This is a genomic window from Sphaerisporangium album (assembly GCF_003323745.1).
Lineage (GTDB): Bacteria > Actinomycetota > Actinomycetes > Streptosporangiales > Streptosporangiaceae > Sphaerisporangium > Sphaerisporangium album.
The window spans coordinates 22,632-34,647 of record NZ_QOIL01000027.1; the positions used below are offsets into that span (position 1 = coordinate 22,632).

Sequence of the window (12,016 nt, forward strand, 5' to 3'; positions counted from 1 at the left end):
CGCCCCAGCCGGACGGGCAGGAACGCAGGTGCCGGCAGGCGTTCACGTCACGGCGAATCCGGAGACCGGAGTTTGCGGCGCAGGTCGGCGGCCTGGGGGTGGCCGAGGTCGCGGAAGATCTCGTACGCCTCCAGCCAGCGCTCGCGGGCCGTCAGCGGGTCACCGATGGCCTCGCTCACGTCGCCGAGGTGCCCGAGAACCTGCGCCCGTAACTGGGGGCTCTCCATGGTGCCGGCGACCCGAAGGCCCTGCTCGTAATGATGGAGCGCGCCCTCCAGGTCGCCCAGCCGCTGGTGCAGCATGCCGAGCGTGTCCCAGGTGACCACCTCGTTGGCCCGGTCGCCCGCCCGTTGCTGGAGCTCCAGGGCTCGCCGCTGGAACGGCAGCGCCTTCTCGTAGGCGCCCAGCTCGGCGTGGTACCAGCCCACCGCGAGGGCGGCCTTGCCGGCCCACAGCGCGTCGTCGATCTCCGTGAAGATCGCCAACGCCTGCTCGGCCTGGACGAGGGCGGGCTCGCCGTCGCCCTGCAGCCAGTGCACATAGGACAGCACGAAGCGGTTCTCGCCCTCGCCCGCCCGGTCTCCGGCGGAGATGCTCACCTCCAGCGCCTCGCGCATGTGCGTGTGCGCGTCGTCGAACCGCTGGAGCCGTCCGTTCACCGCGCCGAGGAAGCGGTGCGCGTGCGCCGCGGCGGGCCGGTCGGTCAAGGCGGTCGCCGCGCGCAGCGCCACCGCCCACGCCGCCCCCTCGTCCTGCCAGCGCCGCCGGTCGTTCAGGAACGTGTCCAGCGCCCAGCTCAGCTGCCACGCGTGCCGGTGCATGCCTTCTTCTTCGGCCTGCCGCAGCGCGGTGAGCAGCACCGCCTGCTCGGTCTCCAGCCATTCCAGGGCCGCCTGGACATCGACCACGTGTTTCGGCTCGGCCCCGTCCGCGGGCGCGCGGAGGGGCATCGGGATGGGCGCGCGCACCGGGTTCAGCACCAGATCGGCGTGGTACGCGGTGTGCGTGTAGTGGTCGAGCAGCCGGGTCAGCGCCGCCTGCCGCGCGGCCTCGGGCTCCTCGGCGCGGGCGCGCTCGGCGGCGTAGACGTGCAGCAGGTCGTGCGTCCGGTAGCGGCCGGGCGCGTGCTCGACGACCAGGCTGGCGTCGGTCAGTTCGGCCAGCGTCCGGCGGACCTCGGGCAGGGCCCGGCCGGCCAGCGCGGCGACGGCCGCCACCGCGATGTCTGCGCCCGACGCGAGCCCGAGCAGCCGGAACAGCCGTGCGGCGTCCGCGCTCAGCGCGTCGTAGGACCACGAGAACACCGCGTCGATCTCCAGGGCCGCGATCCGCCCGCCCGGGTGGCGCAGCTCCGCGGCGATCGCCGCGGGCCGGAAGCCGGTGAGCCGTGCCCGCGCGCCGACCAGCGCCAACGCCAACGGGAGCCGTCCGCACGCGGTCGCGATGGCGGCCACGGCGTCACCGTCCGCGGCCTCCGGGCGCGCGCCGGGGCCGAGGCGGTGGGCGAGGAGTTCGACGGCCTCGTCGATGCCGGGGACGTCCAGTGTCAGGGCGGTGGCACCGGTCTCCGCGATCAGGGCGGTGAGCCGGCGGCGGCTGGTGACCACCGTGCGGGCTGCCGGGCCGGACGGCAGCAGCGGCCGGACCTGGTCGGCGTCGCGGGCGTTGTCCAGGACGACCAGCAGCCGGCGGCCGGCGGAGCTGCTGCGGTAGAGGGCTACCTGCGCCGTGAAGCCGGACGGGATGCGGTCGAGCGGCACGCCGAGGGCGTCCAGGAATCCGCGGACCACCTCTGCCGGGTCGATCGCGGCGTGCGGTGAGAAGCCGCGCAGGTCCACGTAGAGCTGGCCGTCGGGGAAGTTCGGCGCGGCCAGGCGGGACCAGTGCACCGCGAGCGAGGTCTTGCCGACGCCGGCCGGGCCGGAGACGGTCACCACCGCCGCCGTGGCCGCGTCGAGCGCGTTCAGCGCCTCGGCGCGACCGGTGAATCCGCCGACGTCGGCGGGTAACTGCGCGGGCGCGGCCGGGGGCACAGCGACCGGCTGCGCGGATCGCGAAGGGGCGGCGTCGGCTTGGACCGGGGGCGAAGGGACGGCGTTCGGTTGCGCGGGGGCCGAGGGGGCGGCGTCGGGCTGGGCGGAGGTCGGTGGGTGTGCGGAGCCGGGCTGGGCGGCGCGCTGGAAGGCGACCCGGTCGTCCGGGGACAGGTTCAGCGTGTCGGCGAGCAGCCGCACCGTGCTGGCCCGGGGCGCCGCGACGCGGCCTGACTCCAGCTCGCGGATCTGCCGCTCGCTCATGCCGGACAACGCGGCGAGTTCCTCCTGTGTGAGCAGTGCCCGAACCCGGAAGTCGCGCAGCACGCCGCCGAACATCAATTCCCTTCCGCAGGACCACATCGACCGATCAAGCACCGCTTGCAGCCTAAACCGCCGGTGTACCGCCGGTCGCGCGCCTGCCGCCGTGCCGCCGCGCACGGTTCCCTGGATGTACCTCACCGGTCCGATTGGAGGCCAGACGAAGTTCCGCACACCAAGACGGCGCTCGCCGCGGGGGCAGCGCCGACGTGTGCGGCGTGGGTCATCGCGATCGCGCCCGCAACGGCGACGAGCCGGCGGCGAGGTGTGCGGGGCGACCCTCGGACCGACCGCCGGACCGACCGCTGGTCACGGTTCGCGTCGCGGTGACGTGGGCCACAGCATGCGAGACGGCACCCGGATCCACCACGAGTTCTCCGCCGGTGTCCACAAGGCACACCGGCTCGAAGGAAGGAAGGCACATGCTGAAGAAAATCGCGCGACGCGCGGCCGTACTCCCGTTGATCTTCACTGCCCTGCTGGCCGCGCAGCCCGCCGACGCCGCGAGCGGAGGCGGCTGCACCGGCGCGTACCCCATCAGTTCGTGCATCTCGGTCAGCGGTGTCAGTGTGGTCGCCGACTTCTACATGAACGCCACCCCGGACACCAGCCGTTGCTGGGCCCAGATGGAAGTCCGTACGACGACCCACGGCACGTATTGGTCTGCCAGGTACCGGATCGACCGCACGGGCCGGTTCGGCCCCATCTCGGGGAACATCAACTCGATGCCGTGGAAGAACGGTTCCGCCGTCAACATCGTCCACGTCACCACCTGTAGCGGTTCCGCTCACGGTGACTTCACCAGCCCCCGCGTCTACTACTAGGCGACGCGCCGTCCGCGGGCCGGGGGGCGTCCAGCCTCCCGGCACTCACCGACCTGGACTTTGTCCGTCCGACTTGAGGGGACGCGCTCACGGATCGCGGACGCGCCCATACGGTACCTTCCGCTACCGGTTCCCCTCTCCGGGGCCGGAGCGGGATTGTGCCGCTTGTGTCATGAGGTGCTGGACGGTGGCTGGGAAGGTCGCGGAGAGTAATACGCCGTCGCGCCGGATGATGGTGAAGCGAGGCTCGCGGCGGTTGGCGACGTAGACCGTGCCCAGCCACTGCCGATCGGCGTATACGTCGAGGTGCGGTGCCAGGATCACCGTTCCCGTCAACCGGGAGGTGAGACCTCTGAGGGTCAGGCGGAAGCGGTCCACGCGGCGGCACCTCGTCCCGGGGAGCGCGGCGGCCAGTTCGTCGAGGATCCGGCGGTGGGCTCGGGCCTTGGCGGCCGAAACGCCGTCGGTCTGCGTGGGATCCCAGATCACCATCCCCGGCGTCCCTGCGGGGGGACGGCGGGCGCGCGGACGAGCTCCGCGTCGCGCATCAGAGCGCGCAGTTCGCTCACGTCGGTGGCTTCAAGCACCGGGTCGGCGACCCCGTCGCGACACGCGATCGCGCAGAAGCGGCGGCCGTGCATGCGGTAGTAGACGAGCCAGGCGGGCTCGGCCGCGTTGAGCTCCTCGGCCAATTCCCGCTCGGCCAGGTCGTACTGCTGGGGGTACACCTTTTCTGGCGGCTTTCCCCGCCGATGCCGCCCGGGTACGCGTCCCGAAGGGCGTTGGCTTTTCGATGAGTCGAGCATGGGCCGTACTCCTGTTGCGATCGGAGAGCCCGTCGGCGAACGTGACGTTTGGACGGGCTCTGTCTGGACGGGGCGTCGAGGGCCTTCGCGCTGGCCACGGCCATAGATCGGGCGACGCGAGTCCAGAAGACCACCCGTCCGGTGGATTTCCCAGGTCATGTCATCGGCCATTTCTCTCTCGGAAGTCGACGGGTTCAGGGGACATCCCATAGGACATTTCCGAGGACATTCACCGAGCCGCGCCCGAAAGGTCGCCATTGCGGTAAGCCAAGAGAGTCGAAGTTTCCCCCCGTCACGAAAGGCGCCGTTACGGTGGGTCTGTGAGCCACAATCAAGAGAGCGCGCGTGAGGGTGGAAATGATCGCCTCAGGCAGGCGCGGCGACTCAAGCGCCTCACGCAGGAGGCGGTCGCGCACGAACTCACCGATCTAGCCGAGCGCCTGCACGCGGCAGGGGAGCTTCCCAGGCGCACCTCCATCAGCGTCCGGCAGTACCGGCGATGGGAGAGCATGTCCAGCAGGTGGCCACATAAAGATCACAGGCTGCTGCTGGAACGATTCTTCGGGCAGTCGACAGCCGCGCTCGGGTTCGCCCCTCATCAGCCAGAGGACAGGGCTCCGCTTGAAATGTCCGGTGACCGGGACGCGACCGGAAGTGGGAATCTGCTTCCTATGAGACGTAGAACCGTTCTGACCACGGGAGCGGCGCTCGGGTTGATGGCTGCGGCGCAGCCGGGTCTGCCGTGGCTGACGACCGTTACCCCTGATCAGGAGAGTGCCGGGCCGGGTCGGCAGGAACTCGAATTACTGCGCCAGTCGGCGCTTAATCTGGACGCGATCGACCAGCGCTACGGCGGAGATCAGTTGGTGGCCACGGCGCGGGCTCACCTGATGTGGATCGGCCAGCTTCTGGAACGGGATACCTATCCTGACGGGATCGCTCGGGACCTGCGCGGTATCGCCGGACAGTTCACCATCAGCCTGGGGTGGTTCTGCTACGACGCCGATCAGCAGGGCTCCGCTCGTATGCACTATGCCGACGGACTCAGTGCCGCGCTGTCGGTGAACGACAACCCCTTGGCTACCCGGGTCCTGTCCAATATGGCGCTTCAGTCGGTTCATCTGGACAAGGGACGGGAAGCACTGAAGTTCGCTCGGCTCGCCCAGGTTTGTGCCGATGAGTGGGCCGCCCCTCCTCGGGTGATCGCACTGCTGGCCGTTCGTGAGGCGCAGGCGTTCGCAGTACTGGGGGACGAGCCCGCGTTCCAACGAGCGATCAGGCGGGCGTGGACGGCGTTCGATCTAGACGTGACCGATCGGGACCCTCATTGGGCGGCTTTCCTGAACCCGGCAGAGATGAAGACGCTCGAAGGGGCAGGGCGGCTCACTCTGGGGCAGTACGCGCATGCCGTGCGACTGCTCGCGGAAGCGGCCGAGTCGCAGCCGCTGGAATACAGCCGCAATCGCGTCATGGCGCTGGGCAACCTGGCACACGCCGCGGTGAAGGCCGATGACATCGACCGCGCGGTGGAGGCCGTGGCAGGGTCGCTTGATCTGGTGGAAAGCGGTCTGAGTTCCACGCGCGCGAAGAGGCGGCTCGCCGAGGTCCGCGATGGTTTGACGCCTTATCGAGCGAGTGGGCAGGTGAGAGAGGTCACCGAGCGGTTGATCGCGAACATCGCCTGATCGGATGGAAGAGGAAGAGGAGCGGTCATGGCGGAGCTACGGATCCAGTACTGCGACAGGTCTGCGGCTGATGCTTTCTTCGGTCAGATGGTGGAGATGTTCGCCGTGGTCTGGGGTGCGCCACCGTACGCGGGCAATCCGAACTTCTCGGCGGACACGTTCGCCGTGCGACTGCGCGACGCGATGAAGATCGACGGATTCGAGGTGGTCACCGGGCACGCGGATGGACGCTTCGTTGGCTATGCCTACGGTCTCACCATGCCCACCGATTGGCCGTGGTGGACCGCGCTTGGTGACGCCCGGCCACCTGAGGTTCTGGAGGCGGCGGAAGCCGGGCAGGTCTATTGGCTGCGGGAGCTGATGGTGTTACCAGATCAGACCAGGCAGGGTTTCGGGCGGCGGCTCCACGACGAGGCAGTGGCGCGGCGGACGGAACGGTGGACCGCCCTCCACTGCATCGTCGGCAACGAGCCCGCCTACTCCGCCTATCTGCGCTGGGGCTACCGGATCCTCGGCCGGATGCACGGTGTCGGCGACGCACCGACCTATGACGTGATGCTGCTACCGTCCGCGTGAACGTTCGGGTGGAATGCTCGACCGGCTACCAAGGGGAGAAGCCACACGGAGACCCCTATGATCACCCTCCCTCGGCCGGGATGCGGGTGAGGAGGAGGGCCACGTCGTCGTATTGGCGGGGGAGGGCTTCGATGATGGTGGCGCAGGTCAGGTCGAGGGTGTCGTGCGGCTTGCCGAGGGCGGCCGTGAGGTTGGCGATGCCGGTGTCGATGTCCTGCTCGCGGCTTTCGACCAGGCCGTCGGTGTAGAAGGCCAGCGTGGCGCCCGGGGGCATGGCGAAGCGCGTGGTGGTGAAGGCGCCGGCGAACGCCGGGTCGCCGAGGCCGAGGGCCAGCCCGGAGGGCAGGTCGAGCACGCGCGCGGTGCCGTCGGGGTCCACGAGGATGGGCGGCGGGTGCCCGGCACGCGAGATGGAACAGGTGTGGGTGTCGAGGTCGATGATCGCGTACAGGCAGGTCGCACACTGGATGGAGTGCATGTCGTCGGCCATGTGGTCGAGCCGGCGCAGCACCTCGTCCGGGGTCAGTTCGAAGCCGGTGAGGGCGCGGACGGCCGCGCGCAGCTGGCCCATGCCGCCGGCGGCGACGGCGCCGTGGCCCATCGCGTCGCCGATCACCAGGCCGATGCGGTTCTGGGAGAGGGGGAACACGTCGTACCAGTCGCCGCCGACCGTCATCGCGCTCGCGGGCAGGTAGCGGTGGGCGAGCTCCAGCCCGGGCGGGACGGTGAGGATGCTCGGCGCGAGGTTCTGCTGGAACGCGTGCGTGGTGCGGTGTTCCCGCGAGTAGAGCCTCGCGTTGTCGATGCAGATGGCGGCGCGCGCCGCGAGGTCGGCGGCGAGGGTCTCGTCGTGGAGGTCGAAGGGGGCGCGCTCGCGGTTGCGGGTGAGCGTGATGAACCCGAGGACGGTGCCCCGGGCGGTGAGCGGCGCGGTCAGGTAGGAGGAACCGTGGAGGACGTCCGCGGCGGAGTCGCCGAGCACGCCGCCGATCCTGCCGACCTCGTCGCTGCCGAGAGCCGCCGAGCCGTACGAGATGGGGGTGCCGGTCTCCATGCAGCGGGTGGTCGGGTGCCCGGAGTCGTACACGACGATCTCGTTGTCGGGGAAGGCCTTCTTCCAGTCGCGGTCGGTGGTGTGGTAGCGGGCGTCGACCCGGAAGGCCAGCCGCCGGACGCGGACCGAGCCGTCGGTCGCGTGGTCGGGGTAGCCCTCGTCCCGGAGCAGGCCCTCGATGACCGAGACGCTGGCGGTGTCGGCCAGGCGCGGCACGGCGACGTCCATGAACTGCTCGGCGGCCTGGCGGGTGTCGAGGGTGGCGCCGATGCGGGTGCTGACCTCGTTGAGGAGGGCCAGGCGCTCGCCGGCCTCGAAGTCGGCGCGGGTGAGGCGCGGCAGGCGTGTGTCCATGGCGGTGACCATCACCGTGCCCCAGGGGCCGGGAGTGGTCAGGGGCTCCAGGTCGAACGCGACCTCGTGGACGCGTCCGTCGCCGCATTCGGCGGACAGGACGCCGCTCCAGCATGTCCCGGACGCGACCTCGTCGAGCGCGTGTCTGATCGTTTTGTGGCGGTCGCCCAGCAACAGGAGGTCACAAATGTCGTGACCTATGGCCTTTTCCGCAGAGCGGCCGAAAAGCCGCACCGCGCCGCCACTCCATTGCGTGACACAACCGTTTTCGTCGAGTACCAAGGCGGCGAGACCCCCACGATGGGTCATACCGCTCTGGCGCGGACGACGTGTTTCGTCCGCTATCGGCGCTTCTGCCCTCGCTGCACGCGCCACCAGTCCTCCTGGGACAGAAATGGGACACCGTGTCCGGGCCGCTCGGAGGCGCAAGGTGACTCCCCCCGGGTCTGCACCTGCTCTGCGGCTACTGTCAGTAAAGTAGCATCTACCGAAAGCTTCCTTTCGTGAAAACCTCTCGAAGCAAGCCGCCCCCCGCACTTTTGTTCACCTTGGTGGGTGGCGGCAATGCTCTCAAGGGGCTCCACGAGAGGCTTTCGTCCTAGCTTCGTACGGAGAGCCGTGCCGGTTTCACAGTAACGATCGCCGTATTAGGCTTCCGTACGGAAAGACCCTAGTGCCCGTGATCCAGATGAGTGGTCCACATCACACCCGTGATCGTGAATTTTAGGAGCGCGTGGGGTGGCCGGAGCTTGGCGTGCCGGATGACCGGCTCTTTACCTGTTCCATGCCCGCGTCCCCGGGGTGCGGCGCGCCCTTCGCCGCGACGCGAAGCGGTCTCGCGGGGGGTCGCCGTTCGTGTCCCCCTCCTATTTCGGATATAACCTACCTGTGATACATGTTTCCCGCCTGCGAAAGGTCTACGAGACCGGCGTCGTGGCGCTCGACGGCGTCGACCTCGACGTGCGCGAGGGAGAGATCTTCGGCGTGCTCGGCCAGAGCGGCGCCGGCAAGAGCACCCTGCTCCGCTGCGTGAACCTCCTGGAGCGCCCCACCAGCGGCACGGTCACCGTCGCCGGCCAGGAGCTCACCTCCCTCGACCTCGCCGCGCTGCGGCGCGCCCGGCAGCGGATCGGCATGATCCACCAGCACTTCGCCCTGCTCTCCTCGCGCACGGTGGCCGGAAACGTCGCCTTCCCGCTGGAGGTCGCGGGCGTGCCCCGCCGCGAGCGCGCCACCCGCGTGGCCGAACTGCTCGACGTGGTCGGCCTCGACGGCAAGGCGTCCTCCTACCCCGCACAGCTCTCCGGCGGCCAGAAGCAGCGCGTCGGCATCGCCCGCGCCCTCGCCGCCCATCCCAAGGTGCTCCTGTCGGACGAGGCGACCAGCGCGCTCGACCCCGGCACCACGCAGTCGATCCTCGCCCTGCTCAAGCGGCTCAACGCCGAGCTCGGCCTGACGATCCTGCTCATCACCCACGAGATGCACGTCATCAAGGCCGTCTGCGACTCGGTGGCCATCATGCGCGAGGGCAAGGTGGCCGAGGCGGGACGGGTCGCCGACCTCATCGCCACCCCCGGGTCGCTGCTGACCCGCGAGATCTTCCCGCTGCCCGAGCCCGCGCCGCCCGGGAGCGTCACGGTCACCTTCGCCGGGCAGGCCGGCGAACCGGTCATGTCCAGCCTCGTCCGCCGGTTCGACGTGGACGTGGACATCCTTGGCGGGTCGCTGGAGGACGTCGGCGGCGTGCCGTCGGGGCGCCTGCGCATCCGCATCGACGGCGGGAAAAGGGCCGAGGCCCTCGACTACCTGCGCGAACGCGGCCTGGTCAGGGAACACGGGCCGGAGCCGGTGGACGCCCGACAACCCGAGCCCGAGACCGGGGCCGAGACCGTCGCGGAGGAGGCCCGGTGAGCGCCGACGATCTGCTTCCCGCGCTGCTGCAGGCCACCGGCGAGACGGCGCAGATGGTGTTCTGGTCGGCGCTGCTCACGTTGCTGCTCGGACTGCCCCTCGGTGTGCTGCTGGTCGCCACCGACCGTGGCGGCCTCGTCCCCGCCCCCGCCGTCAAGGCGGTGCTCGGCGGCGTCGTCAACGTCGGGCGGTCGCTGCCGTTCATCGTGCTGATGGTCGCGATCCTGCCGTTCACCCGCCTGGTCACCGGGACGACGATCGGGACGGTGGCCGCGATCGTCCCCCTGACCCTCGGCGCGGTCCCCTTCTACGCCCGGCTTGTCGAGACGGCGCTGCGCGGGGTCGAGCGCGCGGTGGTCGAGGCCGCGCAGGCGATGGGCGCGAGCCGCGTCCGGGTGGTGGCGAGGGTGCTGCTGCCCGAGGCGCTGCCGGGGCTGGTCGCGGGCCTCACGGTCACGGTGGTCGCGCTGATCGGGTACTCGGCGATGGCCGGCGCGATCGGCGGCGGCGGCCTCGGCGACCTCGCGATCCGGTACGGCTACCAGCGCTTCGACACGACCGTGATGATCATCACCGTCGTGCTGCTGGTGGTGGTCGTGCAGCTCGTCCAGAGCCTGGGCGACCTGGTGGCGCGCCGGCTCTCCCACAGGTGACGGGCGGCCGTACGGGCCCGTGAACCGCCAAGCCGGATATGTGAACAGGTGAACATATGAATGAGATGAGGAGACGTGACCATGCGTAGGGTGATGGGTGTCGTGGCCGCCGCCGTGCTGGCGCTGGCGCTCGCCGGGTGTGGCGGGGACGACGGTTCGGGTACCGCCGCCGCGAGCCCGGGGTCGAGTACGGCGCAGAGCGCGCCGCTCAAGGTCGGCGTGAGCCCGGTTCCGCACGCGGAGATCCTGAAGTTCGTGAGCGAGAAGCTGGCGCCCGCCGCAGGGCTGAAGCTGGAGATCGTCGAGTTCACCGACTACGTGCAGCCGAACACCCAGCTCCAGGAGGGCCAGCTCGACGCCAACTACTTCCAGCACCGCCCCTACCTGGACGACTTCCAGAAGTCCAAGGGCGGCAAGGAGATGGTCTTCGTCCAGGCCGTGCACCTGGAGCCGCTCGGCCTGTACTCGAAGAAGATCAAGAGCGCGGCCGAGCTGGCGAGCGGCGCCACGGTGTCCCTGCCCAACGACGCCACCAACCTCGGGCGCGGGCTCAAGCTGCTGGAGGACAACGGCCTGATCAAGCTGAAGCCGGGCGCGGGCACCGCCGCCACCGAGCGCGATGTCGCGGAGAACCCCAAGAACCTGCAGTTCAAGCCCCTGGAGGCCGCGCAGCTGCCGCGCTCGCTCGAGGACGTCGACGCGGCCGTCATCAACGGCAACTACGCGCTGGAGGCCGGGCTCAAGCCGGCGAGCGACGCGCTGGTGCTGGAGAAGGCCGAAGGCAACCCGTACGCCAACGGTCTGGTGACCGTGAAGGGCCAGGAGAACGACCCGCGGATCAAGAAGCTCGCCGAACTGCTGGCCGGTCCCGAGGTGAAGAAGTTCATCGAGGACACCTACCAGGGGTCGGTCATTCCGTCGACGACGTAGCGGACGGCGTAGGAGAAGCAGGAGATTCGGGAGCGGACGGCCCCGCCGCCGGGGCGTCGTGCGAGGGCCCCCGGCGCAGGCCGTCGAACGCGATCTTGCAGACGGCCTCCGCCAGAGCCTCGGCGCCCATGCCGCCGCGTGGCCGGTACCACTCGGCCACCGAGTTGACCAGCCCGAACAGCAGCCGGCTGACCACGGCGGGGTCGACGTCCGGCCGGACGTCCCCCTCGGCCTCCGCCTGGCGCACCAGCTCGCCCGCCAGGTGGTCGAACTCGCGGCGGCGGGCCAGGGCCTGGCGCTCCACCTTGGTGTTGCCCCGCACCCGCAGCAGCAGCGTGACGAACGGCAGCCGGTCGACCAGCACGTGCACGCTGCGGCGCACCAGGTGCTCCAGCCGGTCGATCGCGCGGCCCTCGACGGCGGCCGTCTCGTCCGCGACCTCGGATAGGCCGTCCAGGGCACGATCGACGGCCAGGCGCAGCAGCTCGTCCTTACCCGAGACGTGGTGGTAGATCGCCGACTTGGTGATGCCGAGCCTGCGGGCCAGGTCCTCCATGCTGGTGGCCTCGTAGCCGCGCTCGTTGAACACCTTGACCGCGACCGCGAGCAGTGATTCCAGGTCGTAGCCGGGGCGGCCCCGGCGGGCGGGCGGGGTGACGCGGGCGGTGGCCATCGCGGGTGAACGCCTGCCTTTCCCATGGTTCTGAGAGGTCTCGCTCTCCCGATGGTCCACCATGCGGCGCGGCTCTGCCCCGGTGTGCCGACGACCTCCTCGGTCCGAGGGGAACCGGCACGTCCACCCCGGATCACGATCATATCGTCGCCACGGACCGCCGACCCCGGGACGTCCGTCCGGGAACGTCCGTATC

Annotated in this window: 11 protein-coding genes; 6 read left to right on the top strand and 5 right to left on the bottom strand. The window is 70.1% G+C overall.

What is annotated here, in order from left to right:
* Window positions 1-47 precede the first annotated feature (47 nt).
* Complete coding sequence (locus DQ384_RS34700; RefSeq protein WP_147268995.1) at window positions 48-2,411, bottom strand: ATP-binding protein; 2,364 nt, start codon at window positions 2,409-2,411, stop codon at window positions 48-50.
* A gap of 365 nt (window positions 2,412-2,776) precedes the next feature.
* Here DQ384_RS34700 and DQ384_RS34705 point away from each other — a divergent pair, with 365 nt between their 5' ends.
* Window positions 2,777-3,178, top strand: coding sequence for a hypothetical protein (locus tag DQ384_RS34705; protein WP_114033119.1), 402 nt, complete (start codon window positions 2,777-2,779; stop codon window positions 3,176-3,178).
* Between the two features lie 123 nt (window positions 3,179-3,301).
* Here the strand turns inward: DQ384_RS34705 and DQ384_RS34710 are convergent, their stop codons facing one another.
* Both DQ384_RS34710 and DQ384_RS34715 read right to left on the bottom strand, forming a co-directional pair.
* Window positions 3,302-3,670 carry a hypothetical protein gene (locus tag DQ384_RS34710; protein WP_114033120.1) on the bottom strand — a complete coding sequence of 123 codons (369 nt, stop codon included), beginning with the start codon at window positions 3,668-3,670 and terminating at the stop codon, window positions 3,302-3,304.
* Window positions 3,664-3,906: a hypothetical protein gene (locus tag DQ384_RS34715; RefSeq protein WP_114033121.1), complete on the bottom strand. Its 243-nt coding sequence runs from the start codon at window positions 3,904-3,906 to the stop codon at window positions 3,664-3,666. Before DQ384_RS34715 ends, DQ384_RS34710 begins: the two co-directional genes overlap by 7 nt.
* Before the next feature lie 398 nt (window positions 3,907-4,304).
* Here DQ384_RS34715 and DQ384_RS34720 point away from each other — a divergent pair, with 398 nt between their 5' ends.
* Both DQ384_RS34720 and DQ384_RS34725 read left to right on the top strand, forming a co-directional pair.
* Window positions 4,305-5,669 carry an NsdA family TPR-like regulatory protein gene (locus tag DQ384_RS34720; RefSeq protein WP_114033122.1) on the top strand — a complete coding sequence of 455 codons (1,365 nt, stop codon included), beginning with the start codon at window positions 4,305-4,307 and terminating at the stop codon, window positions 5,667-5,669.
* A 27-nt stretch (window positions 5,670-5,696) separates the two neighbouring features.
* Window positions 5,697-6,245, top strand: coding sequence for a GNAT family N-acetyltransferase (locus DQ384_RS34725; protein ID WP_114033123.1), 549 nt, complete (start codon window positions 5,697-5,699; stop codon window positions 6,243-6,245).
* 61 nt (window positions 6,246-6,306) lie between these two features.
* On the opposite strand, the gene DQ384_RS34730 is transcribed toward DQ384_RS34725, so the two are convergent.
* A complete protein-coding gene (locus tag DQ384_RS34730) occupies window positions 6,307-7,962 on the bottom strand; it encodes a SpoIIE family protein phosphatase (protein ID WP_114033124.1) in 1,656 nt (551 codons plus the stop codon).
* A gap of 579 nt (window positions 7,963-8,541) precedes the next feature.
* On the opposite strand from DQ384_RS34730, the gene DQ384_RS34735 reads away from it, so the two are divergent.
* From DQ384_RS34735 to DQ384_RS34745, 3 genes are all read left to right on the top strand, one after another.
* The gene (locus DQ384_RS34735) at window positions 8,542-9,564 is read left to right on the top strand and encodes a methionine ABC transporter ATP-binding protein (protein ID WP_114033125.1); all 1,023 of its coding nucleotides are present in this window, start codon (window positions 8,542-8,544) and stop codon (window positions 9,562-9,564) included.
* Window positions 9,561-10,217, top strand: coding sequence for a methionine ABC transporter permease (locus tag DQ384_RS34740; protein WP_114033126.1), 657 nt, complete (start codon window positions 9,561-9,563; stop codon window positions 10,215-10,217). The genes DQ384_RS34735 and DQ384_RS34740 overlap by 4 nt, the downstream gene beginning before the upstream one ends.
* Window positions 10,218-10,298: 81 nt before the next feature.
* On the top strand, window positions 10,299-11,147 hold the full coding sequence (locus DQ384_RS34745) for a MetQ/NlpA family ABC transporter substrate-binding protein (protein WP_114033200.1): 849 nt from the start codon (window positions 10,299-10,301) through the stop codon (window positions 11,145-11,147).
* Here DQ384_RS34745 and DQ384_RS34750 read toward each other — a convergent pair.
* Window positions 11,128-11,820: a TetR/AcrR family transcriptional regulator gene (locus tag DQ384_RS34750; protein WP_114033127.1), complete on the bottom strand. Its 693-nt coding sequence runs from the start codon at window positions 11,818-11,820 to the stop codon at window positions 11,128-11,130. The genes DQ384_RS34745 and DQ384_RS34750 overlap by 20 nt on opposite strands.
* Window positions 11,821-12,016: the final 196 nt, after the last annotated feature.